Genomic DNA, 26,512 nt, shown 5'->3' with positions numbered 1-26,512 from the left:
GCCTTATTCCTCGTCCACGCCGAATTCTTTATCCAGCTTGTTCATCCGGAAGGCGTAGAAAAAGATCAGCGCCAGGAAGACCAGGATGCTGCCCTGCTGGGCGAACCAGAAGCCCAGATCGGTGCCGCCGACGCGGATGCCCGAGAGCATCGGACGCAGCAGGATGCCGAAGCCGAAAGAGCAGACCGCCCAGATGACGAGGCTTATGATGATGATGCGCAGGTTGGCCTTCCAGTAGGCCTCGCCGCTCGATGTATGATCCGCCATGAGCGGGTCCCTCCTCTCCTTGATATCTCCTGCGGCCCCCGTCCCGGAAGGCCGCCCGGCAACGGCCCTCAGCGGGCCGTCGCGTCCTCCACGATCGCGCCGAGATCGGCGGCGATCTTGTCGATGGCACCCATCGCGTCGACCCGCGTGAGTGCACCTTTCTCCTCGTAGTAGCCGATCAGCGGCGCGGTCTGGGCGTGATACGCCTCGAGCCGGCTAGCCACGGTCTCGGCCTTGTCGTCGGCGCGCCGCTTCATCTCGGTGCCGCCGCACTTGTCGCAGACCCCGTCGGTAGCGGGCTGCTTGAAGCTGTCGTGGTAGCCCTCACCGCAGGCGCCGCAGGTGTAGCGGCCCGAGATCCGGGTTACCATCGCGGCGTCATCCACCTCGAGGCTGATCGCGGCGTCGATCTTCTGGTTGCTCTCGGCGAGCAGACGGTCGAGCGCATCGGCCTGAACCGTGGTGCGCGGAAAGCCGTCGAGGATGACGCCCTTGGCGCAGTCGGGCTCGGCCATTCGGTCGCGCAGGATGGCGATGACGATCTCGTCCGAGACCAGCCCGCCGGCCTCCATGACGGCCTTGGCCTGCTTGCCGGCCTCGGTCCCCCGCGCCACGGCGGCGCGCAGCAGGTCACCAGTGGAGAGCTGCACCAGGCCGAACGTGTCTTCGAGCATCCGCGCCTGCGTGCCTTTCCCGGCCCCCGGAGGGCCGAGAAGGATGAGCACGGGGGCAGCGGTGAAGGTTTGTCCGTCCATCTCGGCTTACCCCTTGTTCGCGCGGTTTTCGATGAGGTCGTCGACCACCGAGGGATCGGCGAGGGTCGAGGTGTCGCCAAGGGCGCCGTAGTCGTTCTCGGCGATCTTGCGCAGGATGCGGCGCATGATCTTGCCCGAGCGCGTCTTGGGCAGGCCCGGGGCCCACTGGATGAGGTCGGGCGAGGCGATCGGGCCGATCTCGGTGCGGACCCAGCCGCGCAGTTCCTTCTTGAGTTCCTCGGAAGGCTCGATGCCGTTCATCAGCGTGACGTAGCAATAGATCCCCTGGCCCTTGACGGGGTGCGGGTAGCCCACCACCGCCGCCTCGGCGACCTTGGCATGCGCCACCAGCGCCGATTCGACCTCGGCCGTGCCCATGCGGTGGCCCGAGACGTTGATCACGTCGTCGACCCGACCGGTGATCCAGTAATCGCCATCGGCGTCGACGCGGCAGCCGTCGCCGGAGAAATAGTAGCCTTTGTACTGCTGGAAATAGGTCTGCTCGAAGCGCTCGTGATCGCCCCAGACGGTGCGCATCTGCCCCGGCCAGCTGTCGGCGATCGCCAGAACGCCCTCGGTCGGGACGTCGTGGATCTCCTCTCCGGAGCTGGGCTCGAGCACCACCGGCTTGATGCCGAAGAACGGCTTCATCGCCGAGCCGGGCTTGAGCGCGTGGGCGCCGGGCAGGGGGGTCATCAGGTGGCCGCCGGTCTCGGTCTGCCACCAGGTGTCGACGATCGGGCAGTTTCCCTTGCCGATCTTGTCGTTGTACCAGTTCCAGGCCTCGGGGTTGATGGGCTCGCCGACGGTGCCGAGTAGCTTGAGAGAGCTCAGGTCGCACTTCTCGACGAAGGCGTCGCCCTGGCCCATCAGCGCCCTGAGCGCGGTCGGCGCGGTGTAGAACTGGTTGACCTTGTGCTTGTCGCAAACCTCCCAGAAGCGGCTGGCGTCGGGCCAGGTGGGCACGCCCTCGAACATCAGCGTGGTGGCGCCGTTGGCGAGGGGCCCGTAGACGATGTAGCTGTGGCCGGTGACCCAGCCCACATCGGCGGTGCACCAGTAGACGTCGCCGTCGTGGTAATCGAACACGACCTCGTGGGTGAGGGCGGCGTAAACCAGATATCCACCACTTGCGTGCACAACCCCCTTGGGCTTGCCGGTGGAGCCCGAGGTGTAGAGGATGAAGAGCGGGTCTTCGGCGTTCATCGGGCGCGGCGGGCAGTCGGGGGCCGCGTGCTCCATGAGGTAGTTGAGGTCGACGTCGCGGCCCTGGATCCAGGTGGTCTGGTCGCCGGTATGCTTGACCACGAGGCAGCGGACCTTGTCGGAGCAGTGCAGCAGGGCGGCGTCGGTGTTGGACTTGAGCGCGGTCTTGCGGCCGCCGCGGGGCGCGGTGTCGGCGGTGATGACGATCTTGGCGCCGCAATCGTTGATGCGGTTGGCCAGCGCGTCGGGCGAGAAGCCGGCGAAGACGATGGAATGAATGGCGCCGATCCGGGCGCAGGCCAGCATGGCGTAGGCGGCCTCGGGGATCATCGGCAGGTAGATCACCACGCGGTCGCCGCGCATCACGCCCTGGCTGAGCAGGACGTTGGCCATGCGGTTCACCTTGTCGTAGAGCTCGGCATAGGTGATGTGCTGGGCGGGATCGTCGGGGTTGTCGGGCTCGAAGATGATCGCGGTCTGGTTGGCGCGGGTCTTCAGGTGGCGGTCGACGCAGTTATAGGCGACATTGAGCACGCCATCCTCGAACCACTTGATATCGACCTTGCCGAACTCGAAGTTGGTGTTCTTGATCTTGGTCGGGCGGGCCATCCAGTCGAGCCGCTGCGCCTCGTCGGCCCAGAACCCCTCCGGATCGCTGATCGAGCGGGCATACATCTCGTCATACTTGGCAGCGTCCACATGCGCCTTGCTGACGAAGTCGGATGACGGCGGGTAGGTGCCGCTGGCGGCGGTTTGGGCATCGTCTTTCATGGAGATCCTCCCTAGATCCGTATTTCCAGAACGCCGCACTGCGGCATTTCCCATCCCTGCGCCGATCATACGCGAGAGCGAAAAGAAATAAATAAGTAACCGAAAACACAGATTTTATTTGTAAATTATTTTCGTTAGCGTCGCGGTTTGTGTAAAGTAATTCGCAAGAGACGGTAAATTTCGACTGGTTTCAACGGGCTTGTGTTAACTCCTTGTAAAGGTTTCATCGGCGCGAGCGCTCCGGACGGGTTCGCGCATAGGATGCAACGTCTTGTTCAGGCATCCCCCACCGTTTGTATCAGGACGGCAGCCGGCGCCCCGGATGCGGATCGAGTCGGCCATGCGTCTTGCGTCATGTGCCTGATGCTCTAACCTCGCGTGCCAAGGCGGCTGGAGGGCCGCCGGACAACGGGAGGAAAATACCAAATGAAGACCACCACCAAGACGCTGTGCGTCTCCGCGCTGACTCTTGCCTTCGCCACCGAGGCGATGGCGACCGAATGGAACGTGTCCGTCTGGGGCAAGCGCCGCGCCTTTACCGAGCATCTGCACAAGCTGGCGGAGCTCGTCGAGGAGAAGACCAACGGCGAGTTCACCATGAACATCTCGTATGGCGGCCTGTCCAAGAACACCGAAAATCTCGACGGCATTTCGATCGGCGCTTTCGAGGTCGCCCAGTTCTGCGCCGGCTACCATCCCGACAAGAACCGCGCGATCACCGTGCTCGAACTGCCTTTCCTCGGCGTCTCCAATCTCGACGAGGAGGTCGCGGTGAGCCACGCGGTTTATGATCACCCGGCGGTGGCCGACGAGATGGCGCAGTGGAACGCGCGGATGCTGATGACCAGCCCGATGCCGCAATACAATCTCGTCGGCACCGGCGAGCCGCGCGATGAGTTGGCCGAGTTCGACGGCATGCGGGTGCGCGCCACCGGCGGCCTCGGTCGCGCCTTCGAGGCGGTGGGCGGCGTGCCGACCTCGGTGACCTCGTCCGAGGCCTATCAGGCGATGGAATCCGGCGTCGTCGACACCGTGGCCTTCGCCCAGCACGCACATCTGTCGTTCGGCACCATCAACGAGGCTGATTGGTGGACCGCCAACCTCAATCCCGGCACGGTGAACTGCCCGGTGGTGGTGAACATCGACGCCTACGAGGCGCTGAGTGACGAAGAGCGCGAGGCGCTCAACAGCTCGGTGCCCGAGGCCATCGATTACTACCTCGAGAACTACGGCGAGCTTCTGGCGCGCTGGGACGAGGTGCTCGAGGAGAAAGAGGTCGAGAAGGTGATGATTTCGGACGCGCAGCTTGCCGAGTTCGAGACCGTCGCCAAGCCCATTCACCAGCAGTGGATCGATGACATGACCGCGCAGGGTCTGCCGGGGCAGGAGCTGTATGATCTGGTCAACGACACGCTCGACGAGGCGCGCGCCACGAACTGAGCCGGTCCGCACCGTGTGACGGGGTGATCCTGTTGCCTCCGGATCCTCGATCCGGGGGCCTTTGACTTGTGAAAGGTGCTGCGATGGCTGGTTCCTCCGCCGTGCTGAGCGACACATCGACCCTCAGCCGACTCGACCGCGGTTTGCTGAAGCTCGAGACGGTGTTCGCTTTCCTCTCGGGCCTCGGGGCCTTTGCGCTGATGATGCTGGCCGTGATCTCGGTGAGCGGGCGCAATCTCTTCAACGAGCCGCTGCGCGGCTATGTCGACTGGATCGAGACGGCGATGCCGCTGATTGCGATCCTCGGCATTTCCTATGTGCAGCGGCAGGGCGGTCACATCCGGATGGACATCGTCGTGGGCAAGCTGAAGGGGCGGGCGCTCTGGGCGGCGGAGTGGCTGACCACCTTCGGCATTCTGGTGCTGATCGTGGCGCTGGTCTGGGGCTCGTGGGCGCATTTCGACCGCAGCTTCGACATGACGCGGCCGATGTGGTCGCGCGACAGCACCATCGACATCGGCCTGCCGCTGTGGCCGGCCAAGCTCATCGTGCCGGTGGCGTTCACCGTGATGAGCCTGCGGCTGCTGCTGCAGCTCTGGGGCTACACGCGGGCTCTGGTGCTGGGGCTCGCGCATCCGGTGGCGGTGCCGCTGGTACAGAGCATCGCCGAACAGGCGGCAGAAGAAGCCGCGCATATCCGGGGGCATGACGACTGATGGACACGATCGAAATCGGCCTCTGGGTCACCGGCGGGATGCTGGTCATCGTGGTGCTCGGGATGCGCGTGGCCTTTGCCGCGGGGCTGGCCGGGCTGGTGGGGCTCGTCTGGATCTTCTGGGACAAGCGCGGCTACGACCCCGAGATGCTGGGCTGGGCCATCGGCGTGGCGATCAAGACCGCGGGGCAGATCCCGCACGGCAAGGTCGCCAACCAGGCGCTGAGCCTGATCCCGACCTTCATCCTGATCGGCTACCTCGCCTATTACGCAGGCCTGACGAAAGCGCTTTTCGAGGCCGCCAAGCGCTGGATGGCCTGGGTGCCGGGCGGGCTCGCGGTCTCGACCGTGTTTGCCACGGCGGGCTTTGCGGCGGTGTCGGGGGCGTCGGTCGCGACCTCCGCGGTGTTTGCCCGCATCGCCATCCCCGAGATGCTCAAGATCGGCTATGACAAGCGTTTCGCGGCAGGGGTTGTGGCGGCGGGGGGCACGCTGGCCTCGCTGATCCCGCCCTCGGCGATCCTTGTGATCTATGCCATCATCGTCGAGCAGGATGTGGGCAAGCTGCTGCTGGCGGGCTTCATTCCCGGCGCCTTCTCGGCGGTGGTCTACGGCACGCTGATCATCGGCCTCGCGCTCACCATCAAGGGGTTCGGGCCGCCGGTGCGCGGCTTCACATGGGCGCAGCGGTTTGCCGCGCTGCCGCCGGCGCTGCCGATCGTGGCGGTGGTCGTGATCATCATCTTCTTCGTCTACAACCCGTTCGGCGACGCGTGGGGAACGCCGACCGAAGGCGGCGCGGTGGGGGCGTTCATTGTCTTCTTGATGGCGCTTTTGCACGGGATGCGGGGCGCCGAGCTGAAGGACGCGCTGATCGAGACCGCGAAGCTGTCGATCATGATCTTCACCATCATCTGGGGCGTTCTGATCTACGTGCGCTTCCTCGGCTTCGCCGATCTGCCCTCGGCCTTCGCCGACTGGATCTCGTCGCTGCAGTATCCGCCGATGGTGATCCTGATCTGCATCCTACTGGGCTACGCGGTGCTGGGCATGTTCATGGACGCCATCGGGATGCTGCTGCTCACCCTGCCAGTGGTCTACCCGGCGGTGATGGCGCTCAACGGGGGCGAAACCGTCGCTGCGGCCGAGAGCACCTTCGGCATGTCGGGCGAGATGTGCGCGATCTGGTTCGGCATTCTCGTGGTGAAGATGGCCGAGTTCTGCCTGATCAGCCCGCCCATCGGGCTCAACTGCTTCGTGGTGGCGGGCGTCCGTCCCGATCTGAGCGTGCAGGACGTGTTCCGCGGCGTGACACCGTTCTTCATCGCCGACGCGGTGACGATCGGTTTGCTGGTGGCCTTCCCGTCCATCGTGCTGTGGCTGCCCTCGCTGGCCTGAGCCGAACCCTCTATGGTTGAGCGCAAACAATAGCGGCGCCGCCCGGAAGGACCGGGCGGCGCCGTTGTCCCGGGCCGGGCTTGGAAGAGGCGGCCTGAAGGGAGAGGCCCCAAGAGGAGGGCTGTGCTAACCTTGGGCGATGCTGCGGCGCGAGGGAATTCTTAAATTCTAAGAGCTGACCCCGGCGTCTTCACGCGCGGAACCAATCTCATCAATTGCGCGTTAACCGTGCAGAACGACCGGACGGCTTTGCCTCCGCGCACAACACATCAGTGGAAGACCCGAACTCTCGGAGCGTTGCGCTTCGGCGGAGGCAGAAGGCCACCGCTCAGAGGGAGTGTGTCTCCCGCATCTGAGACGCAAAGGAGACCTCATCATGGAATTCGCAGGCATTGGCGGCTTCATCATTCTCGTACTCGACATCTGGGCGATCGTGTCGATCCTCACGTCGGGTGCCAGCACCGGGTCGAAAGTTCTGTGGACGCTGCTCGTCCTCATCCTGCCGGTCCTCGGCTTCATCATCTGGCTCGTCGCCGGGCCGAAATCGTCGCGCGCCGCGGTGTGAGCGCCTGACTTTCATCTTCGCGTAACCAACTCCATCTCCAATAATAGGACTCTACCATGCTTTACTGGGCCATTCTGTTCTTCGTCGTCGCCATCGTCGCCGCCGTGTTCGGTTTCGGGGGTATCGCTTCCGCCTCCGCAGGCATCGCGCAGGTTCTGTTCTTCATCTTCCTGGTGCTCTTCGTGATCGCCCTCGTGATGAAGTTCGTCCGAAAGGCCTGACGCCTCCGGCGCATACAGTCCCGACCGAGAAAACGCCGCCGTGCCTTCCCACGGGCGCGGCGGTTTTTCTTCGCCCAACGAAAGCCCGAGGGCGGGCAGGGCGCGCGCGCAAGGAAGCATGAAACGAAGAAAGCGCGCCACGGGGGCGCGCTTCCATAAAGCCGAAGAGAGAGGGAAATCTCAGGCCTTGAGCGTCTCGGTCGACGAGAAGAACATCGCCTGGCTCACAGCGGAGCGAACCTGTTCCTCGGAATAGGGCTTGGAAATCAGGAAGGCCGGCTCCGGACGTTCACCGGTCAGCAGCCGCTCGGGGAAGGCGGTGATGAAGATGACCGGACGGTCGCCCAGCTCCTTGAGGATGTCGTGGACCGCGTCGATGCCCGAGGAATTGTCGGCCAGCTGGATATCGGCCAGCACGAGATCGGGGGTCTCTTTCTTCGCAAGGTCGATTGCGGCGCCGCGGGTGCGGGCCACGCCGGTCACGCGATGTCCAAGATCGGCGACGATGCTCTCGAGGTCCATGGCGATGATCGCCTCGTCTTCGATGATCAGCACGCGGCCAGACACCGCGTCTGCCATTTCCTGACGGGCAAGCGCCACGAGCTGCTCGGCTTCGCTGTTGTCGATCTGCATGATCTCCGCCAGCTCGGGGATCGAGAATTCCTCGATCGTGTGAAGCAGCAGGGCCTCGCGGCTGTTGGTGGTCAGCTTGGAGAGTCGGTCATGCGCCTTGGCAAGGGCGCCGGTGTTCTCTTCGACCACCGGGGCACCGGTGCTGACCCAGATCCCGTGGAAGACCTTGAACAGCCCGACCTTGGGCGAGCTGGCATCGGAGGCGGCACTGCGATCGGTCAGGATCGCTTCGAGCGTGGCAGCGGCGTAATTGTCGCCCGTCGTCTGGCTGCCCGTCAACGCACGCGCGTAGCGGCGGAGATAAGGAAGCGCTGTTCCGATGGCCTGGCTCAGGTCGCCTTTTGACATATCGAACGTCCTTTTTTTTCGATTTTTCGGGAACCAAACGTCTGATCGGTGCATTGGTTCCAGCATGAGCTTAAAATAATGCACGGCGCGTCAGAGAATAAAGAGCAAGGATCACATGGGTCATACGCGGAGTAAAGACAAAGAGGCAGAGGTCATCGATGAGAACCTGCGTCGGGTCTACCAGGATATGCTGGACGAAAAGGTGCCGGACCGATTCCTCGACCTTATCGCACAGCTCAAGTCACAGGATGATGATGGCAGTGCCGCTGGCGGAGACGCCAAATGACCGGTGATCCAAGGGACGAGCTCGTCGAGCACCTGCCGGCCCTCAGGGCGTTTTCCCTGTCGCTGACGCGCAACGGCGCGGTCGCCGACGACATGGTTCAGGATACGCTGGTCAAGGCGTGGTCCAAGATTTCCAGCTTCGAGCCCGGCACCAACATGCGCGCGTGGCTCTTTACGATTCTGCGCAACACCTATTACTCGAACCGTCGCAAGGCGGGGCGCGAGGTTTCGGACGCCGAGGGCGTGTTCACCGAGAGCCTGTCGGAGAAGCCGGCCCATGACGGCCGCCTCCAAATGGCAGATTTCCAGCGTGCCTTCGTGAAGCTGACCGACGAACAGCGCGAGGCTCTGATCCTTGTCGGCGCGCAGGGATTTTCCTATGAAGATGCTGCCGAGACCTGCGGCGTCGCCGTCGGCACCATCAAGAGTCGCGTCAACCGTGCACGTGCCCGGCTCAGCGAGCTGCTTAAGCTTGACGATGACGACAACCTCGAGATGACCGATCAGGCGACCATGGCTGTCGTGACGGGTGCTCGCCCGGCGGCCCGCTAGAGCAATAATTCCCCGGGCAGAGGGCTCTGGCCGGGGCGCACAATAAAAGACGAACGGGCAGAATGATCGACAAAGCTTCGCCACGCCTGCGCCCGATGGGGCTGGCAGCGCGCATAATCCTGTTTTTGTCGCTTGCGCTGGTGCCGATCGGTGTGGTGGCCTATTTCCAGACTGCCAAGCTGCAGGAGGAAACCCGGCTACGGTCGCAGCTGTCGCTGGTGGCGCTGACCGAGGCCGGCGCATTGGCCGAGCGCGAGACGATTCTGCGAGCGCAAGGCGGCGCGCAGGCGCTTGGCGCCACGATCGGGCAAGAAGCGATTCTTGGTGGCGATCCTGAAAGCTGCTCGACGCGACTGTCCTCCTACCTTGCTGCCTCGCCGGGATATTCCTTCGGACTCGTTCTGACCGTCGACGGAGAGATCCCTTGCCGTTCGGGTGACGAGGATCTCGAGGTCGAGAATTTCCCGCGGATGCAGGCCATCGTAGAGAATCCCGGCTCGCGCGCCTGGTTGAACCCGAACGGGCCGATGAGCCGGCGCCCCGTGATCGTGGTGGCCGAGCCCTTCTTCCTTGGCGGAGAACTTGCCGGCCACGTGCTTCTCTCGGTCCCCGCTGAGCTATTCGCGGGCGACAGGGATGGGGACGCGACCGGGCGCAACGGCTTCGAAGACATCGTGACCTTCAATCAGAACGGTGAAATCCTGACGGCGCGCAGCGGGGTGATGCAGGCGGCCGAGCACCTGCCTGCAGACCTCAATCTCGCGACGCTGGCGGGCGGCAAGACCCAGAGCTTTGCCGCGCGCAGCGTGGACGGGGAAACCCGTGTCTTCGCGGCGGCGCCCCTGGTGCCCGGGCTGGTTTACGCGCTTGGTATCTGGAGCTCGACCAATGCCGAGGCCGAGGCGATCACCGTCACCGTCAACGGCATTGCCAAGGCGCTGCCGCTGCTGATGTGGGCGGCGTCGGTGATCGTGGCGTTCCTTGCCGTGAACCGGCTGGTGATCCGCCATATCAAGCGCCTGTCGCGCCGGATGCGGATCTTTGCCCGCACACGCCGTATTCCCGAGCACCGCATTCACCTCGAGATGCCGGCGGAACTGGCCGAGATGGAGGACGATTTCCTCGACATGGCCGACGCCATCCTGCGCGACGAGGCGCAGCAGGAGAACGCCCTGCGTGAAAAGACCATCCTGTTGAAGGAAGTCCATCACCGGGTGAAGAACAACCTTCAGCTCATCTCGTCGATCATGAACATGCAGATCCGACAGGCGCGCGAACCCGAAACGAAGTTCGTGCTGCAGCGCCTTCAGGACCGGATCCGCAGCCTCGCGACGATTCACCGCAACCTCTACCAGACCGAGGATCTCGGCCACGTGGACGCGGGCGCTCTGCTGGTGGATCTGGTCGGGCAGATGACCGACATGACCGAGGTTGCCGGCCAGCCGATCAAGGTGACCACCGATCTGGAACATATCGAGACGGTGCCGGATCAGGCGGTGCCGCTGTCTCTGCTCACGGCCGAGGCGCTGACCAACGCGCTCAAATATGCGTCTCCGCCAGTCGGGGCAAGCCAGGCCGAGGTGTGGGTCCATTTCCGTTACCAAGGCGGGGGACGCGCGATGCTCGAGATCGGCAACAGCGTGGCACCGGACGGCCCGTCGAAGCCCGAGATGCGGGTGGAACCCGAGGGGCTCGGCTCGCGTTTGATCCAGGCCTTCACGACGCAGCTCGGAGGCGTCCTGTCGCAAAAGCGCGAGGCGGATATCTACCGCGTTCACGTGTCTTTTGTGCTGAAGGATTTCGAAGCCGACGAGACCGTCCCGACCAAGGTGCCCGATGTCCCAGACTTCTGAGACCCCGCCGGAACTGATGCCGCTGCCGCACCCCCGCAACGCCGAGGGAAACCCGCGGCGGGTGGGTGTCGAGGTGGAGTTTTCAGGCCTGACCGAGGAAAAGGCCGCGCGTGTGCTCGCCGAGACGCTCGGCGGCGCCGCGAGCGAGGAGAAGCCGGGGGAGTGGTCCGTGACCGGCACCGGCCTTGGCGATTTCGAATGCTATCTCGACAGCGCGCCGCTCAACAAGATGGACCGCGACGGCATCGGCAAACCGCTGCGCGAGCTGGCCCGGTCGGTGGTGCCTGTCGAGATCGTCACCGATCCCGTCGAGATCGACCAGATCCCGGCGCTCGACGAGGCGCTCGCGGCGCTGGCGAAGGCCGGGGCGACCGGTACCAGCCGGGGCGTGCTGCTGGGGTTCGGGGTACATTTCAATCCCGAGGTCTCGGCGCCGACCTTCGAAGCCATCGCGCCGGTGCTCACCGCCTATGCGCTGCTCGAGGATCACCTGCGCCGCAGCGCCGGCATCGACATCTCGCGCCGGATGCTGCCCTGGGTCGATCCGTATCCGCGGAACCTGATCGATCGTCTCGCGGCGGAGGATGCGCCCTCCGACATGACCAGCCTCATCGACACCTATCTCAAGCTCGCGCCGTCGCGGAACCACGGCCTCGATATGCTCTGCCTCTTCGCGCATATCGACAAGGATCGTGTGGCGCGCGTGATGAGCATGGAGCAGATCCAGCCCCGCCCGACCTATCACTGGCGCCTGCCTGATTGCCGCATAGACGAGCCGGGCTGGTCGCTGGCGCTGGAGTGGAACCGCTGGGTGCTGGTCGAACGTGTCGCCGCCGATGAAGGGCTCTTGCAGGCGCTCAAGGAAGCGTGGCGCGATCATCGCGACTCGCTGACCTCGATCCGCTCGGACTGGGCCCGCCGCGTTTCCAGCATGGTCATGAGCGCGTCGCCTTGAGGCCGCTGATCGGGGTCACCGTTTCACGCCGCTCTGGCTGGCGCGTGTTTCCGCTGATGGCGCTGGCCATCTGGCTCGCGGGTGGACGCGCGTTGCGTTGGCAGGCGGGGTATCGCAACGTCGATCTGGGCGCGGTGCAGGGCGTGGTGATCGGCGGCGGCGACGACATCGCGCCGACGCTTTACGGCGGCGAGCTGCGCCTCGGCGTGCGGCTCGATCCTGCGCGCGACGATCTCGAATCCGGTGTGCTGCGCGGCGCGTTCGAGCGCAGCCTGCCAATCCTAGGCATCTGCCGCGGCTCGCAGATGCTCAACATCGTGCTCGGCGGGACGCTGCATCAGGACGCCTATCAGGTCTACGACTCGCGCCATTACCGCACCATCCTGCCGCGTAAGAAGGTCGAGATCGGCAACGACACGCTTCTGGCGCGCTCTGCCAAGGCGCAGTGTCTTTATGTCAATGCCCTGCACAGCCAGTCCGTCGACCGTTTGGGTGACGGGCTGCGGGTGGCCGCGCGTGACGAGGGCGGCATGGTGCAGGCGATCGAGCGCATGAGCGACCCGTTCGCGCTCGGGGTGCAGTGGCACCCGGAACACCTGATCTACCGGCGCGCCCATCGCCGCCTGTTCCGCTCGCTCGTGGCGGCGGCCAAGGCCGGACGCGGCAAGGACGCGCAGGTCGCCGCGGCCGAGAAGGAAGCGCGCGAGGCGGACGAGCCTCTCTGGGGCGGCGTCGAATAGGAGCCGAACGCCGGCCACGCACCTCAGCTGCGGGCCGGGTCCAGCAGATCCTCGGGGGCAGGGGCGGCGACAAGGTCGTGCTCGGCAAGATCAAGCACCAGATGCCCGCCCTTGTTGCCCGGCGCGCGGTGCGCCAGCGACGAGAAGGGCAGCGCGTACTTCTTGCCTCCGATCCACTTCCCGTCATCCACCACGAGATAATCGATCCGGTTCGCCTCCGCGTTGTAGAGCATGTCGCGCAGCGTGCCGATCTCGGCGTCGCGGGTGAACACCGCGCGGTCGCGCCAGCGGCTGAACCGCTGGTGGCGGTCGATCACCGCCTCGGCGCGCGGGTCTGTCTCGGTGCCGTCGGGCCGGGTGCCGAGAAAGCCGCCGAGTGCGAGGGGCGCATGGGTGGCGCCGAACGGGCCCACCACCAGCGGCGGCATGGCGGTGAGCAGGGCGTCGAGCTCCCGCGTATCGCCCTGCCAATGCGGCGCTGCCGCCAGCTCTTCGTCGCTGATCGCCACCGCGAGCCTGCGGTTCTCCGCGTCGGGGGCCTCGAGCCGCGACGCATTGGCAAGCGCCGCGCCGTCTAATGCGCCGCGCGTATGAAGCGCGAGATGGGTGAGCTGGCGCGTCTCGGGATCGAACAGGACGTCGCTCAGGGTCCCGGACTGATCGCCCGTCTGCACGGGCCATGAGAGCAGGTCGGTCAGGCTGAAGAGCATGGTGCCTCCGCTTCGGCTACAATTCGCTTAAATAACCCGTGATGAGGAATAAATGTTCCGGAACCGACTCCGTCCATGACGGGTTGGTGACGTGAACATCGAATGGAGGCAGCCATGACCGCAGACATATTCGTTGCGGCGATGGCCGGTCTCACGGTGATAGCGGTATTGATCTACGCGCTCACAAGTACGCGGGATCGCGACAGGGACACGCGCTAATCAGCGGACCGGTCCATCTTTGAGGGGCGGAGCAGTCGGAAACCGGCGCTCCGCCCTTCGCACGTCCGGGCCCCGGCATGCGGCTTCACGGTTCCGCGCAAACCTCCGGCAAATCCAAGAAAATTCCCGCCTTCCGAAAGCTGACTTAATTTGTCGGATTGACTTATCCGATTCTTTTGCTCAGAAAAGGTCCTGTCCAGCCACCCTGCTTTCGCGTCGGGGCAGCCCGATAGAGTAGCGACACACCGAGGCGAGAATGTCCCAGACCCGAGCCAACGCCGAGGCACCAGCCTCGTGCCAAGATCGCAAGGACCTGATTTCTCTGGCGTTCGCGGGGCTCTGGCCCGCGGAAGCAAGCCTCGAGACGCTGCTCGATCAGATCGAAACGAGGGAATTTTCAAAATGATGGAAACCAAGTTCAACGCCGAGTCCGCAGTGCCCGCGCTGCCGCGTCACGTCGCCCGGTCGCTCACCGACGGTGGCAACATCGCCGAGATCGAACTCGACGGGCAGGTCTACACGCTGCGGATCACCAAGGCTGGCAAGCTGATCCTGACCAAGTAAGCCATCGTAAGCCAACAAGACTCCGTTTCAGAACGACACGCCAACGAGGACAGATAATGAAGTTCACCACCTCCACCGCGCTTGCCCTGCTGCTCGCCGCGCCCGCCTTTGCCGCGACCGAGAAATCCGCCGTGCTCGACACCTATGCCGACATCGCTCATGCCGGCTACGAGGACAGCCTGATCACCGCGCAGGCGCTGGCCGAGGCCGTCGACGCGCTGATCGCAGAGCCGTCGGAAGAGACTCTGTCCGCTGCCCGCGAGGCGTGGCTGAAGTCGCGCAACCCCTACCAGCAGACCGAGGTGTACCGCTTCGGCAACCCGATCGTCGACGAGTGGGAAGGCAAGGTGAACGCATGGCCGCTCGACGAGGGGCTGATCGACTACGTGGACGAAGAGTACGGCGGTGCCACCGATGAAAACGAATACGCCGCGCTCAACATCATCGCCAACCCGAGCGTGACGCTGGCGGGGCAGGAGGTCGACGCCTCCGAGATCACCCCCGAGCTGATCGCCGACACGCTGAACGAGGCCGACGGCATCGAGACCAACGTGGCGCGCGGCTATCACGCCATCGAGTTCCTGCTTTGGGGGCAGGACCTCAACGGCACCGAGCCCGGCGCCGGTGAGCGCCCCTATACCGACTACGTGACCGGCGAGGACTGCACCGGCGGCAATTGCGACCGCCGCGCCGATTACCTCAAGGCGGCCACCGACCTGCTGGTCTCGGACCTCGAAGAGATGGTCGCAGCCTGGGGCGAGGGCGGCGAGGCGCGCGAGGCGGTGATGGAAGACGAGGATGCCGGCATCGTGGCGATGCTGACCGGCATGGGCTCGCTGTCCTATGGCGAGCAGGCCGGTGAGCGGATGCGCCTCGGCCTGATGCTCAACGATCCCGAGGAAGAGCACGACTGCTTCTCGGACAACACCCACAACTCGCATTACTACGACGGCAAGGGCATCCAGAACGTCTATCTGGGCTCCTACACTCGCATCGACGGCTCGACCGTCGAGGGTGCGTCGCTGTCGGATCTCGTGGCCGAGACCGATGCCGCGCTCGACGAGGAGATGAAGGCCAAGCTCGACACCACCATGGCGGCGCTCGGCGACATCAAGGAGGCGGCCGAGGGCGGCTTTGCCTACGACCAGATGCTCGCGCTCGGCGACGAGAAGGGCGAGGCGCTGATCATGGGCGGTGTCGACGGGCTCATCGACCAGACCCGCAGCATCGAGCGGGTGGTTTCGACGCTGGACCTGTCGGGTGTCGACTTCGAAGGCTCCGACAGCCTCGACGACCCGAACGCCGTCTTCCAGTAAGGGAACTCGACGATGATCGTCTGCAGCTGTCAGGGCATCTCGGATCGTGACATTCACGCCGCGATCGACTGGATGCGCGCGTCTGACGCGCGGACGATCATCACCCCCGGCAAGATCTATCATGCCCTCGGAAAAGCGGCCGATTGCGGAGGCTGTATGCCGCTCTTCTTGCAAACCATGCGCTCAAACGACAATCTCGAAGTACCCATGGAACTTCGTGGGCTTAGATGCCGCGGAAACGTAAAGGAAAAGCGCAATGAAGGGTGACGAAAAGGTTATCGAGTACCTCAACAGGGCACTCCGCTCCGAGCTCACCGCCGTCAGCCAGTACTGGCTGCACTACCGTCTTCAGGATGACTGGGGCCTCGCCCACATGGCGAAGAAAAGCCGCGAGGAGAGCATCGAGGAGATGAACCACGCGGACAAGCTGATCACCCGGATCATCTTTCTCGGCGGGCACCCGAATCTTCAGAAGCTTGACCCGCTGCGCATCGGGGAGAACCCGAAAGAGACGCTCGAGGCCGATCTGGCCGCCGAGTACGAGGCCCGCGCGCTCTATATCGAGGCCCGCGAGCATTGTGAAAAGGTCGCCGACTACGTCAGCAAGAACCTGTTCGAGGAGTTGATTGCCGACGAGGAAGGCCATATCGACTTCCTCGAGACACAACTGGAACTCTATGCACGGGTCGGTGACGAACGCTATGCGGTCATCAATGCCACACGGATGGACGAGGCCGAGTAAGCTTGCCCTCTGCGTCGCCCTGATCTGGGGCGGCGCGTGCCTCGCCGCCGAGACGGAACCGCAGGATCTTGGCGATCCGCATCTGCGCCTCGTTCCTCGCACGCAGGCCGAGCGCGTCCGCATCGCCGATGTGACCGCTCCGCCGCGTGATTTCAGCGCCTCCGAACCCTACGAAACGCTGCCCGCCGGCGCCGGCACCGTGCCGGTGCGCCGCGATGATCGCGGCTTTTCGCAGCCGGCGACGAACCTGCCCGAGGCGCGTCGGATGGAGTTCACGCTGGGCGAGGCGCTGTTCCAGAAGCTCTGGACCTCGTCGCCGTCCTCGACGCTGGCGTCTGACGGGCTGGGGCCGCTCTATAACGCCCGCAGCTGCGAGGCCTGTCACGTGCGCGAGGGGCGCGGCCACGCCCCGGACGGGCGCGACGACACGGCGCTGTCGATGTTCCTGCGCGTCTCGGTGCCCGCCGATCCCGGGGCCGAGATGCCGGCCATCGCCGACTGGATCGCCACCGCGCCGGACCCGGTCTACGGCGCGCAGTTGCAGGACATCGCCACCGTCGGGCGCCCGGCGGAATACCGGCTCGAGGTGGACTACCAGGAGATCGAGGTGGCGCTCGCGGGCGGAGAGACCGTCTCGCTGCGCAAGCCCAGCTACGAGGCCGCGGATCTGGGCTATGGCCCTCTGGCCGAGGGCGCGATGCTGAGTCCGCGCGTGGCACCTCAGATGATCGGGCTTGGCCTGCTCGAGGCGATCCCGGTCGCCGACATCCTCGCCAGTGCCGACCCCGACGATGCCGACGGTGACGGCATCTCCGGCCGGCCGGCGATCGTCTGGTCGCGCGAGCATGACCGCGCGATGCTGGGCCGGTTCGGCTGGAAGGGCGGCGAGCCTACGGTGCGCGAGCAGACCGCCTCGGCCTTTGCCAGCGATATCGGCATCGCCGCGCCGCTGCGCCCGGCGCTCTGGGGCGATTGCACCGAGGCGCAGCGCGCCTGCCGCCGCGCGCCTCACGGCGGCGACATGGACGGGTTCGAGATCTCGGCCGAGGCCGTCGAGACGGTGGTCTATTACACCGCCAATCTCGGTGTGCCGGCCCGGCGCGACATCGGCGACCCTCAGGTGCTGCGCGGCAAGCAGGTGTTCCACGACAGCGGCTGCGCCAGCTGCCACCTACCGAAATTCGTCACCGCCCGGCTCGAGGACCGGCCCGAGCACAGCTTCCAGCTGATCTGGCCCCATACCGACCTGTTGCTGCACGACATGGGCGAGGGGCTTGCCGATCACCGCCCCGAGGGCCGGGCCACCGGGCGCGAGTGGAAGACGCCGCCGCTCTGGGGCATCGGCTTGACCGAGCGGGTCTCGGGGCATACCACGTTCTTGCATGACGGGCGCGCCCGGTCGCTTCTCGAGGCCATTCTCTGGCATGGCGGCGAGGCGCAGGCGGCCCGCGATGCGGTCGTCTCGATGACGCCCGCGGCCCGCGCCGACCTGATCCGCTACCTGGAAAGTCTCTGAATGCGTTATTCCCTGCTGTGCTGCGCCCTCCTGTCCGCCACCCCAGCGGTGGCCGGGGTCGAAGAGGCGCTGAGCGATCACATCCTGCCCGGCTATGCGGGCTTTGCCGAGGCGGCGGAGGTGCTGGCGGTGACCGCCGAGGCCGATTGCACGCCCGCGGCGCTGCGCGATCCGTGGAACGCCGCCTTCGACGCCTGGACCGAGATCGGCGATATCCGCATGGGCCCGTCCGAGACCGGGGCGCTGTCGGTGGCGTTCTGGCCCGACACGCGGGGGTTCACGCCGAAGACCCTGTCGCGGCTGATCTCCTCGCAGGAAGAGGCCGGCACCGATCCGGTCACCTTTGCCGAGGTGTCGATCGCCGCGCGCGGGCTCTTCGCGCTCGAGCAGATGCTCTATGACGAGGACTTCGCAGGCTACGAGGCCGACAGCTATGCCTGCACGCTGGTGCAGACCATCAGCGCCGATCTCGCCAATCAGGCGCAGGCACTCGAGGCCGGCTGGCGCGAGGGCTATGCCGAGGTGCTGCGCAGCGCCGGGCAGGAGGGCAACGCCGCCTATCTCAGCCGCGACGAGGCGCTGACCGCGCTTTATACGCAGGTGCTCTCGAGCCTCGAGTTCACCGCCGACAGCCGGCTTGGCCGTCCGCTCGGCACCTTCGAGCGCCCGCGTCCGACCCGCGCGGAAGCGTGGCGGTCCGAGCGCGCGCTGCGCAATGTCCGGCTCTACGCGGATGCGGCGAGCGGCTTCGCGCGCGCGCTGGCCGACCGCGAACTGCCGCTCACCGAGGATGCGCTGGCGCGGCTGCACGATGTCGCCGACCGCGTCGAGGACCCGGCGCTGCAGGACATCGAGGACCCCTCGGCCCGCCTGCGGCTGGAGATCGTGCAGCAGCAGGTCCGCGCCCTGCACGACGCCATCGAGCAGGAGGTCGGCGTGCCGCTCGGCTTGACGCCGGGCTTCAACTCGCAGGACGGAGACTGACCCCATGACCACCCGCCGCACCTTCCTCGCCAGCCTGCTTGCCGCCTCGGCCACGCCTGCGGTGGGCTGGGCGGCGGTGGGAGATCCGACCTACCTCGCCGCCGCGCGGCTCGCCGATGACAGCTACGTGCTGGCGGGGCTGCGCGAGGACGGCTCCACCGCCTTCAGCGTGCCCTTGCCGGCGAGGGGCCACGCCGCCTGCGGCCACCCGAAGCGCGCCGAGGCGGTGGGCTTTGCCCGCCGGCCCGGCACCTATGCGCTGGTGATCGATTGCCGCGACGGCGCGGTGCTGCATCGGCTCACGCCCCCGGCGGACCGGCAATTCAACGGACACGGCACATTCTCGCCAGACGGCAGCCTGCTCTACACCGTCGAGCAGGCGGTGGAGGACAGCGCCGGCCATATCGGCATCTGGGACGCGGCGGCGGGCTACGCGCGCATCGGCGCGTTCCCCAGCCACGGGGTCGGCCCGCACGACCTGCGGGTGATGCCCGATCACCAGACGCTGGTGATCGCCAATGGCGGCATTCAGACCGACCGGTGGGACCGCGCCAAGCTCAACACCGACACGATGCGCCCGAGCCTTGTTTATACCGCGCTCGACGGCAAGTTGCTGGAGGCGCAGGAGCTGCCGGAGTTCCACCAGAACTCGATCCGCCATCTGGCGCTGCGCGGTGACGGTCTGGTGGGCTTCGCGATGCAGTGGGAGGGCGAGCCGGGCATGGCCCCACCGCTGCTGGCGCTGCACCGGCGCGGCGAAGAGCCGGTGATCTGCGAAGCCCCGCTCGGGGACGAGCTGGCGATGGACGGCTATGCCGGATCGGTGGCGTTCTCCGGCGACGGCTCGGAGATCGCCATCACCTCGCCGCGTGGCGGGCGCATCCACCGCTTCTCGGACGCCGGGCGCTTCCTCGGCGCGGTGTCGCGCGCCGATGTCTGCGGCCTCGCCCCCCACGCCGGGGGCTACATGGCGAGCGACGGGCTGGGCGGCGTGCTGCTGGTCGGGCCGGAGGGCGCGCGCCCGCTGGCGCGGGCAGAGGCGGCCTGGGACAACCACCTGGTGCCGATCGCTCTCTAGCTCGGCGGGAAACGGGGCAGGGGCGCTGCCCCTCTTGCCCCGGACTGTGTCCGGGGCAATTCACCCCGAGGTATTTTTGAACCAGAGAAGGGGCGGGCCGTGGCACGGGGCCGTCAGTCTGCGAGCTAGGCTTCTAGGCTCGTCAGCACGCCGTTGGCCCGGAGACGGTCGGGCCTGCCGATGAACAGCGCCGCCCGGAGACCGGGCGGGCCGTGGCGCCGGGCCGTCAGTCCGCGAGGTAGGCTTCGAGGGTTGTCCGCACGCCGTCGGCCCAGAGGCGTTCGAGCCAGTCGCTGAACAGCGCCGCGAATTGCGGGTTCGAGGCGAGATCGCCGTAGACCGTGCGTTGCTCGAGCCAGGCGACGGGGCGGGTTTTGGCCTCGGCCGAGAGCGCGACCAGACGGTCCCAGTCGGGATCGTTGGGGGCGATTTTCGTGCCATCCTCGAACTGCCCGGCGCAGTAGCGGCACCAGAGCGCGGACTCGAGCGCCAGTCCGGTGACGGAGGCGCCCGTTTTGAGACCGTCGAGGATCGAGGGCACGATGAACTTGGGCTGACGGTTCGAGCCGTCGAGGCAGAGCCGCCGCGTGGTGTCCTTCACCGCGGGATTGGAGAAGCGCTCTTCGATGAGCTCGAGATAGGCGGCGGGGGTGAAGTCGGGCACCGGGTGCACGTGGGGCAACACCTCCTGCTCCTCGACCTTGCGCAGGAAAGCGTGCACCAGCGGATGCGCCATCGCCTCGTCGACCAGCTCGCAGCCCAGAAGCGCGCCGGAATAGGCGATGATGGCGTGCCCGCCGTTGAGAATGCGGATCTTCATCCGCTCGTACTCGTGCACCTTGTCGGTGAAGGTGACGCCGACCTCCTCGAGCGCGGGACGGCCCTGCGGGAAATTGTCCTCGAGCACCCACTGCCGGAACGGCTCGCAGGTCACCGGGACCGGATCGTCGAGCCCGAAGGAGGCGGCGAGCGCGCGCTCGGCCGCGCCGGTGGCGGGGGTGATGCGGTCGACCATGGAGTTCGGGAAGGCCACGTTGGCGGTGATCCACTCGGCAAGCTCCGGGTCCGAACGGCGGGCGGTGCCGGTGACCGCGTCGCGGGTGACATCGCCATTGCCGGGGATGTTGTCGCAGCTCATCACCGTGAAGGGCGGCTGGCCGGCCGCCCGGCGCGCCCTGAGCGCCGCCACGATGGCGCCGAACACGGTTTTGGGCGCGTCGGGGGACTCGCCGTCGGCGACGATATCGGGATGGCTCGGGTCGAAGGTCTCGGTGGTCGGGTCGACGTAATAGCCGCCCTCGGTCACGGTGAGCGAGACGATGCGGGTGGCCGGATCCGTCATCTTGGCGATCAGCGGCGCGTTGGCCGGGTCGACCTCGACGAAATCGATCATCGCGCCGATGATGCGCGGGCGGTCGCCGTCGGGCGCGCGCTCGATCACCGTCGAGAGGCAGTCCTGCGCCTTGAGCGCCTCGCGCATCTGCGCGTCCGGGGCGCGCACGCCGGCGCCGGTGATGGCCCAGTCGTGATCGCGCCCGGTGGCGAAGAGATCGTCGAGATAGACCGCCTGATGCGCGCGGTGGAAATTGCCCAGCCCCACATGCACGATGCCGTGGCTCAGGGCGCTGTGGTCATAGCCGGGGCGGGCGAAACGCTGGTCCAGCGTGCCGAGGGTTTGGGTATCGAGTTTCATTCAGATCGCCTCCGTCAGCTCATCCACTGACCGCCGTCCACGTTGTAGCACTGGGCGACGATGTACTCGGCCTCGTCGGAGGCCAGGAAAATTGCCATGCCGGTCAGGTCGCGGGCGGTGCCCATCCGGCCATAGGGGACGGCTGCGCCGACCTCCCGTTTCTTCTGTCCCGGCGCCTTGCCCTCGTACTTGGCGAAGAAGGCGTCGACGCCGTCCCAGTGCTCGCCATCGACCACGCCGGGGGCGATGGCGTTGACGTTGATGCCGTGCCCGATGAGGTTGAGCGCAGCGCTCTGGGTGAGCGAGATCACCGACGCCTTGGTGGCGCAGTAGACCGCCACCAGCGGCTCGCCGCGGCGTCCGGCCTGCGAGGCCATGTTGATGATCCGGCCCTTGATGCCCTGCGCGATCATGTGGCGCGCCACCGCCTGCAGGGTGAAGAGCGTGCCGCCGACATTGATGTCGAAGACGCGGATATAGTCCTCGCGGGTGATCTCGGTGATCGGCGCGGCGGTGAAGAGCGCGGCATTGTTCACCAGGATGTCGATGCGCCCGAGCCGCGCCACGGTTTCGGCCACGGCGGCGTCGATGCTCTCCTGCCGGGTGACGTCCATCTCGACCGCGAAGGCGGCCTTGCCGAGCGCGGCGGCGGTGTCGCGGGCGCGCGCGATATCGATGTCGGCAATCGCCACGCGGGCGCCCTCGGCGATGTAGGCTTCGGCGAAGGCCGCCCCGATGCCGCGTGCGGCGCCGGTGATCAGCGCGCATTTGCCGGCGAGTCGGCTCATGCCCGCAGGCCCTGCTCGTTGAAGCGGTGGATCTTGTCGGCCTCGGGCGTCAGGAAGATCCGGTCGCCATGCTTGACCGGCAGTTCACCGTCGACGCGCACCGTGACGGTTTCGGCAAGGCCGGTCTCGTGCACGTGCAGGAAGGTGTCGGAGCCCAGGTGCTCGGCCACGCCGACCACGCCCTCCCAGGTGCCGGTCTCGGTCGAGGCGGCGATGTGCTCGGGGCGGACGCCGATCTTGGCGGCGCCGTGCTGCTGCGCCGGGTTGCCGCCGAAGATGTTCATCTTGGGGCTGCCGATGAAGCCCGCCACGAACTCGTTGCGCGGTTCACGGTAGAGCTCCAGCGGACTACCCACCTGCTCGATATTCCCAGCCCGCAGCACCACGATCTTGTCGGCCATGGTCATCGCCTCGACCTGGTCGTGGGTGACGTAGATCATCGTGGTTGCGAGGCGCTTGTGCAGCTCCATGATCTCGAGCCGCATCCCCACCCGCAGTGCCGCGTCGAGGTTCGACAGCGGCTCATCGAACAGGAAGGCCGAGGGCTCGCGCACGATGGCGCGGCCGATGGCGACGCGCTGGCGCTGGCCGCCCGAGAGCTGGCCGGGGCGGCGGTCGAGATAGTCGGTGAGGTTGAGCGCCTTGGCGGCGCTGTCGATGCGGCGCTTTTGCTCGTCCTCGGGGAGACCCGCCATCTTCATCGGGAAGGCGATGTTCTTGCGCACCGACATGTGCGGGTAGAGCGCGTAGCTCTGGAACACCATCGCCAGCCGGCGCTGCGCCGGCGGCATCCGCGTGGCGTCTTCGCCGTCGATGCGGATCTGGCCGGAGGTGACATCCTCGAGCCCGGCGATCAGCCGCAGCAGCGTGGACTTGCCGCAGCCCGAGGGGCCGACGAAGACCACGAACTCGCCGTCGTTGATGGTGAGGTCGAGCGGTGGGATGACGTTCACCTCACCGAAGCTCTTGGTCACCTTGTCGAGTGTGATGCGTCCCATGAGAGGTCCTCCCGTTTTCTTATTTCACCGCGCCGAAGGTCAGGCCGCGGACGAGTTGTTTCTGGCTGAACCAGCCCATGATGAGGATCGGCGCGATGGCCATTGTGGAGGCCGCCGAGAGCTTGGCGTAGAACAGGCCCTCGGGGCTGGAGTAGGACGCGATGAAGGCCGTGAGTGGTGCTGCCTTGGCGGCAGTGAGGTTGAGCGTCCAGAAGGCTTCGTTCCAGGCGAGGATGAAGTTGAGCAGCAGGGTCGAGGCAATGCCCGGGACCGCCATCGGGGTCAGGACATAGAGGATCTCATCCCGCAGCGAGGCGCCGTCCATGCGGGCTGCTTCGAGGATCTCGCCGGGGATTTCCCGGAAGTAGGTGTAGAGCATCCACACGATGATCGGCAGGTTGATCAGCATCAGCACGAGCGTCAGGCCTATCTTGGTGTCGAGCAGGCCCAGCCGGATGAACAGCAGGTAGATCGGGTAGAGCACGCCCACCGCCGGCAGCATCTTGGTGCTGAGCATCCACAGCAGGATGTCCTTGGTCCGCTTCGAGGGCACGAAGGCCATCGACCACGCCGCCGGGATCGCCACGATCAGGCCGAGCACGGTCGAGCCGCCGGCGATGACGATCGAGTTCCACAGGAACTGCGCGTAATCCGAGCGCTGCATCACCGCCGAGTAGTTCTCGGTGGTCCAGTCGAAGAACAGGAAGACCGGCGGATCGGCGATGGCGGCTGCCTCGGTCTTGAAGCTCGTCAGGATGGTCCACAGGATCGGGAAGAAGATCAGCAGACCGACGGTCCATGCGGCGAGGGTGTTGAGCGCCTTGCGTTGGGTGGTGACTGCGCGTGCCATGTCTGGTCCCTCCTCAGGCGTCCAGGTTCTTGCCGACGATCCGCATCAGGAAGATCGCGATGATGTTTGCGAGGATCACGGCATAGATGCCGCCGGCGCTGCCGAGGCCCACGTTCTGGCTCTCGAGGACGCGCTGGTAGATCAGGTAGGTGAGGGTGCGGGTGCCGAAGCTGCCCTGGGTGGTGACGAAGATCTCGGCGAAGATGCCCAGCAGGAAGATCGTCTGGATCAGCAGCACGATGGTGATCGCCCGGCTCAGGTGCGGCAGGATGATGTGGATGAAGCGCGAGCGCCACGGCGCGCCGTCCATCTCGGCGGCTTCGATCTGCTCGCTGTCGAGCGACTGAATCGCGGTCAGCAGGATCAGCGTGGCGAAGGGCAGCCACTGCCACGACACGATCAGCACGATCGAGGGCAGGGAGGCCTGGCTCAGCCACTGGATCGGCTCGGCGCCGAAGAACTGCCACAGATGCGCGAACAGGCCGTTCACCGGGTCCATGAACATGTTCTTCCAGACCAGCGCCGAGACGGTGGGCATGACGAAGAACGGCGCGATCACGAGGATGCGGACGATGCCCTGTCCCCACATCGGCTGATCGAGCAGCAGCGCCAGAGCGATGCCGAAGGCGATGGTGATGACCAGAACTCCGCCGACGATGATCAGCGTCGCCCAGATGCTGGGCCAGAATGCCGAGGAGGTGACGAAGCGCACGTAATTCTCGAACCCGACCCATCCGAGGTCGCCGCCGCGCAGGGGCAGGTACTGCTTGAACGAGAACACCAGCGTCATGGTCAGCGGCACCAGCATCCAGCCGAGCAGCAGGATCACGGCGGGCGCCAACATCAATCGGGCGGCAGATCGAGCGTGCTGGGTCGCCATGGCATACCTCCTTGGAGCGCGGAGACCGTCTCCGCCGGGATGCGACGCGGCAGGGGGGCGCCGGTCATTGTGTCTTGGGGGATCGGTGGGAGGCGGCTGAAGGATGCCGCCTCCCGGTCTGTGGCTACCTTGCGGAAGGATCAGTAGCCGGCAGCTTCCATCTCGTCGGTGGTGATCGCCTGCGCGTTCTCGAGCGCCTGCTCAACCGACTGCTGGCCTGCGAGGGCCGCGGAGAATTCCTGACCGACCTGAGTGCCGATGCCTGCGAACTCGGGGATCGCGACGAACTGCACGCCGGTATAGGGCACCGGATCGACGGTCGGCTGGTTCGGGTCGGCCGCTTCGATGCTGTTGAGGGTCATCTCGGCGAACGGCACCTTCTGGTACTCCTCGTTCTCGTAGAGCGAGGTGCGGGTGCCCGGCGGCACGTTTGCCCAGCCTTCTTTCTCGGCCACGAGCTCGGTGTATTCCTTCGAGGTCGCCCACGCGACGAAGGTCTTGGCGGCTTCCTCGGAGTCGGTGCCGGCGGGGATGCCCAGCGACCACGCCCAGAGCCAGTTGCCGCGCTTTCCAAGGCCGTTGTCGGGGGCGAGGGCGAAGCCCACCTGGTCCGCCACGGAAGAGTCGTTGGGGTTGGTCACGAAGGAGGCCGCCACGGTGGCGTCGATCCACATGCCGCACTTGCCCTGCTGGAACAGCGAGAGGTTCTCGTTGAAGCCGTTGGTCGAGGCGCCCGGAGGACCGTAGTTGGTCATCAGATCCATGTAGGTGTTGAGCGTGTTGGCCCAGGCCTCGCTGTCGAACTGCGCGTTCCAGTCCTCGTCGAACCAGCGCGCGCCGAAGGAGTTCGCCATGGCGCTCAGGAAGGCCATGTTCTCGCCCCAGCCGGCCTTGCCGCGCAGGCAGATGCCGTAGATCTCGTTGTCCTTGTCGGTCATCGCTTCGGCGGCGGCGGAGATGTCGTCCCAGGTGGGTGCCTCGGGCATCTCCATGCCGGCCTTTTCCATCAGGTCCTTGCGATACATGACCATCGAGCTTTCGCCGTAGAACGGCGCGGCATAGAGCTCGCCATCGACGGTGAGGCCGCCACGGATCGCGGGCAGGATGTCATCCGCGTCCCATTCCTCGGGCAGGTCGTTGAGCGACACCAGCCAGCCCTGCGCGCCCCAGATCGGAACCTCGTAGGTGCCGATGGTCATCACGTCGAACTGGCCGCCCTTCGCCGCCACGTCCTGCGTCACGCGCTGGCGCAGCACGTTTTCCTCGAGGGTCACCCACTCGACTTCGATGTCGGGGTACTCGGCGTTGAATTCATCCATCAGCCCCTGCATCCGGATCATGTCGCCGTTGTTCACGGTCGCGACGGTGATCGTCTCCGCCGATGCGGCAGTTGCAAGCGCACCAATGGCGCACGCGCCCATGAGGGCGCGGATCGAATTAGACATGGTGGTCCTCCCAAACCTTCAAGGT

General features: G+C 66.0%; 29 protein-coding genes. 18 read left to right on the top strand and 11 right to left on the bottom strand.

Annotated elements, in window-relative coordinates; translation table 11 throughout:
- Positions 1-3: 3 nt before the first annotated feature.
- The 3 genes from LCM15_RS14220 to acs all read right to left on the bottom strand — a co-directional run bounded on the left by LCM15_RS14220 (position 4) and on the right by acs (position 2,999).
- A complete protein-coding gene (locus tag LCM15_RS14220; protein ID WP_224857505.1) occupies positions 4-267 on the bottom strand; it encodes a DUF4212 domain-containing protein in 264 nt (87 codons plus the stop codon).
- A 68-nt stretch (positions 268-335) separates the two neighbouring features.
- Complete coding sequence (locus LCM15_RS14215) at positions 336-1,022, bottom strand: adenylate kinase (RefSeq protein ID WP_224857503.1); 687 nt, start codon at positions 1,020-1,022, stop codon at positions 336-338.
- A 6-nt stretch (positions 1,023-1,028) separates the two neighbouring features.
- Positions 1,029-2,999 (bottom strand): acetate--CoA ligase, encoded by a 1,971-nt coding sequence (acs, locus tag LCM15_RS14210; protein ID WP_224857501.1) that lies wholly within the window; start codon positions 2,997-2,999, stop codon positions 1,029-1,031.
- A 426-nt stretch (positions 3,000-3,425) separates the two neighbouring features.
- Between acs and dctP the strand changes: the two genes are divergently transcribed.
- The 5 genes from dctP to LCM15_RS14185 all read left to right on the top strand — a co-directional run bounded on the left by dctP (position 3,426) and on the right by LCM15_RS14185 (position 7,338).
- Positions 3,426-4,439, top strand: coding sequence for a TRAP transporter substrate-binding protein DctP (dctP, locus tag LCM15_RS14205; RefSeq protein WP_224857499.1), 1,014 nt, complete (start codon positions 3,426-3,428; stop codon positions 4,437-4,439).
- A gap of 83 nt (positions 4,440-4,522) precedes the next feature.
- Entirely contained in the window at positions 4,523-5,155 is a 633-nt protein-coding gene (locus tag LCM15_RS14200; RefSeq protein WP_224857497.1) for a TRAP transporter small permease subunit, read from the top strand.
- Entirely contained in the window at positions 5,155-6,552 is a 1,398-nt protein-coding gene (locus LCM15_RS14195; protein WP_224857495.1) for a TRAP transporter large permease, read from the top strand. The genes LCM15_RS14200 and LCM15_RS14195 overlap by 1 nt, the downstream gene beginning before the upstream one ends.
- Before the next feature lie 376 nt (positions 6,553-6,928).
- Positions 6,929-7,117, top strand: coding sequence for a PLD nuclease N-terminal domain-containing protein (locus tag LCM15_RS14190; protein WP_224857493.1), 189 nt, complete (start codon positions 6,929-6,931; stop codon positions 7,115-7,117).
- Between the two features lie 56 nt (positions 7,118-7,173).
- On the top strand, positions 7,174-7,338 hold the full coding sequence (locus LCM15_RS14185; RefSeq protein ID WP_224857491.1) for a DUF1328 domain-containing protein: 165 nt from the start codon (positions 7,174-7,176) through the stop codon (positions 7,336-7,338).
- A gap of 180 nt (positions 7,339-7,518) precedes the next feature.
- Here LCM15_RS14185 and LCM15_RS14180 read toward each other — a convergent pair whose 3' ends face one another.
- Positions 7,519-8,319: a response regulator gene (locus LCM15_RS14180; RefSeq protein ID WP_224857489.1), complete on the bottom strand. Its 801-nt coding sequence runs from the start codon at positions 8,317-8,319 to the stop codon at positions 7,519-7,521.
- 115 nt (positions 8,320-8,434) lie between these two features.
- Here LCM15_RS14180 and LCM15_RS14175 point away from each other — a divergent pair, with 115 nt between their 5' ends.
- The 5 genes from LCM15_RS14175 (at position 8,435) to LCM15_RS14155 (ending at position 12,704) form a co-directional block, all read left to right on the top strand.
- Positions 8,435-8,605: a NepR family anti-sigma factor gene (locus tag LCM15_RS14175; RefSeq protein WP_224857487.1), complete on the top strand. Its 171-nt coding sequence runs from the start codon at positions 8,435-8,437 to the stop codon at positions 8,603-8,605.
- Positions 8,602-9,156 carry an RNA polymerase sigma factor gene (locus LCM15_RS14170; protein ID WP_224857485.1) on the top strand — a complete coding sequence of 185 codons (555 nt, stop codon included), beginning with the start codon at positions 8,602-8,604 and terminating at the stop codon, positions 9,154-9,156. Before LCM15_RS14175 ends, LCM15_RS14170 begins: the two co-directional genes overlap by 4 nt.
- A gap of 62 nt (positions 9,157-9,218) precedes the next feature.
- Positions 9,219-11,009 carry a sensor histidine kinase gene (locus tag LCM15_RS14165; RefSeq protein ID WP_224857483.1) on the top strand — a complete coding sequence of 597 codons (1,791 nt, stop codon included), beginning with the start codon at positions 9,219-9,221 and terminating at the stop codon, positions 11,007-11,009.
- Positions 10,993-11,964 carry an amidoligase family protein gene (locus LCM15_RS14160; RefSeq protein WP_224857481.1) on the top strand — a complete coding sequence of 324 codons (972 nt, stop codon included), beginning with the start codon at positions 10,993-10,995 and terminating at the stop codon, positions 11,962-11,964. Before LCM15_RS14165 ends, LCM15_RS14160 begins: the two co-directional genes overlap by 17 nt.
- Positions 11,961-12,704, top strand: coding sequence for a gamma-glutamyl-gamma-aminobutyrate hydrolase family protein (locus LCM15_RS14155; protein ID WP_224857479.1), 744 nt, complete (start codon positions 11,961-11,963; stop codon positions 12,702-12,704). The genes LCM15_RS14160 and LCM15_RS14155 overlap by 4 nt, the downstream gene beginning before the upstream one ends.
- A gap of 23 nt (positions 12,705-12,727) precedes the next feature.
- On the opposite strand, the gene LCM15_RS14150 is transcribed toward LCM15_RS14155, so the two are convergent.
- Positions 12,728-13,414: a PRC-barrel domain-containing protein gene (locus LCM15_RS14150; RefSeq protein WP_224857477.1), complete on the bottom strand. Its 687-nt coding sequence runs from the start codon at positions 13,412-13,414 to the stop codon at positions 12,728-12,730.
- A gap of 475 nt (positions 13,415-13,889) precedes the next feature.
- Here LCM15_RS14150 and LCM15_RS14145 point away from each other — a divergent pair, with 475 nt between their 5' ends.
- The 8 genes from LCM15_RS14145 to LCM15_RS14110 are packed head-to-tail and all read left to right on the top strand — an operon-like array spanning position 13,890 to position 19,833.
- Positions 13,890-14,039, top strand: a complete 150-nt coding sequence (locus LCM15_RS14145; protein ID WP_224857475.1) for a hypothetical protein — start codon at positions 13,890-13,892, stop codon at positions 14,037-14,039.
- The gene (gene hemP / locus LCM15_RS14140; protein ID WP_224857473.1) at positions 14,036-14,197 is read left to right on the top strand and encodes a hemin uptake protein HemP; all 162 of its coding nucleotides are present in this window, start codon (positions 14,036-14,038) and stop codon (positions 14,195-14,197) included. The genes LCM15_RS14145 and hemP overlap by 4 nt, the downstream gene beginning before the upstream one ends.
- A gap of 56 nt (positions 14,198-14,253) precedes the next feature.
- On the top strand, positions 14,254-15,513 hold the full coding sequence (locus LCM15_RS14135) for an imelysin family protein (RefSeq protein WP_224857471.1): 1,260 nt from the start codon (positions 14,254-14,256) through the stop codon (positions 15,511-15,513).
- Positions 15,514-15,525: 12 nt separating this feature from the next.
- Positions 15,526-15,780 (top strand): bacterioferritin-associated ferredoxin, encoded by a 255-nt coding sequence (locus LCM15_RS14130; protein ID WP_224857469.1) that lies wholly within the window; start codon positions 15,526-15,528, stop codon positions 15,778-15,780.
- Positions 15,770-16,255 carry a bacterioferritin gene (gene bfr / locus LCM15_RS14125; RefSeq protein WP_224857467.1) on the top strand — a complete coding sequence of 162 codons (486 nt, stop codon included), beginning with the start codon at positions 15,770-15,772 and terminating at the stop codon, positions 16,253-16,255. The genes LCM15_RS14130 and bfr overlap by 11 nt, the downstream gene beginning before the upstream one ends.
- Positions 16,227-17,771: a di-heme oxidoredictase family protein gene (locus LCM15_RS14120; protein ID WP_224857465.1), complete on the top strand. Its 1,545-nt coding sequence runs from the start codon at positions 16,227-16,229 to the stop codon at positions 17,769-17,771. The genes bfr and LCM15_RS14120 overlap by 29 nt, the downstream gene beginning before the upstream one ends.
- Positions 17,772-18,755 (top strand): imelysin family protein, encoded by a 984-nt coding sequence (locus tag LCM15_RS14115; protein ID WP_224857463.1) that lies wholly within the window; start codon positions 17,772-17,774, stop codon positions 18,753-18,755.
- A gap of 4 nt (positions 18,756-18,759) precedes the next feature.
- On the top strand, positions 18,760-19,833 hold the full coding sequence (locus LCM15_RS14110; protein ID WP_224857461.1) for a DUF1513 domain-containing protein: 1,074 nt from the start codon (positions 18,760-18,762) through the stop codon (positions 19,831-19,833).
- Between the two features lie 226 nt (positions 19,834-20,059).
- On the opposite strand, the gene LCM15_RS14105 is transcribed toward LCM15_RS14110, so the two are convergent.
- The 6 genes from LCM15_RS14105 to LCM15_RS14080 form a co-directional block, all read right to left on the bottom strand.
- Positions 20,060-21,526: a mannitol dehydrogenase family protein gene (locus LCM15_RS14105; RefSeq protein ID WP_224857459.1), complete on the bottom strand. Its 1,467-nt coding sequence runs from the start codon at positions 21,524-21,526 to the stop codon at positions 20,060-20,062.
- Positions 21,527-21,540: 14 nt separating this feature from the next.
- The gene (locus LCM15_RS14100; protein ID WP_224857457.1) at positions 21,541-22,314 is read right to left on the bottom strand and encodes an L-iditol 2-dehydrogenase; all 774 of its coding nucleotides are present in this window, start codon (positions 22,312-22,314) and stop codon (positions 21,541-21,543) included.
- Entirely contained in the window at positions 22,311-23,312 is a 1,002-nt protein-coding gene (locus LCM15_RS14095; RefSeq protein WP_224857455.1) for an ABC transporter ATP-binding protein, read from the bottom strand. Before LCM15_RS14095 ends, LCM15_RS14100 begins: the two co-directional genes overlap by 4 nt.
- 19 nt (positions 23,313-23,331) lie before the next feature.
- The gene (locus LCM15_RS14090; protein ID WP_224857453.1) at positions 23,332-24,162 is read right to left on the bottom strand and encodes a carbohydrate ABC transporter permease; all 831 of its coding nucleotides are present in this window, start codon (positions 24,160-24,162) and stop codon (positions 23,332-23,334) included.
- A gap of 13 nt (positions 24,163-24,175) precedes the next feature.
- Entirely contained in the window at positions 24,176-25,042 is an 867-nt protein-coding gene (locus LCM15_RS14085) for a carbohydrate ABC transporter permease (RefSeq protein ID WP_224857451.1), read from the bottom strand.
- A gap of 140 nt (positions 25,043-25,182) precedes the next feature.
- Entirely contained in the window at positions 25,183-26,487 is a 1,305-nt protein-coding gene (locus tag LCM15_RS14080; protein ID WP_224857449.1) for an ABC transporter substrate-binding protein, read from the bottom strand.
- Between the last annotated feature and the right edge of the window lie 25 nt (positions 26,488-26,512).

Source organism: Salipiger bermudensis (assembly GCF_020171625.1).
GTDB lineage: Bacteria > Pseudomonadota > Alphaproteobacteria > Rhodobacterales > Rhodobacteraceae > Salipiger > Salipiger bermudensis_B.
The sequence above is the reverse complement of the archived record's forward strand: the minus strand, read 5'-3'. Positions and strand labels throughout refer to the sequence as shown.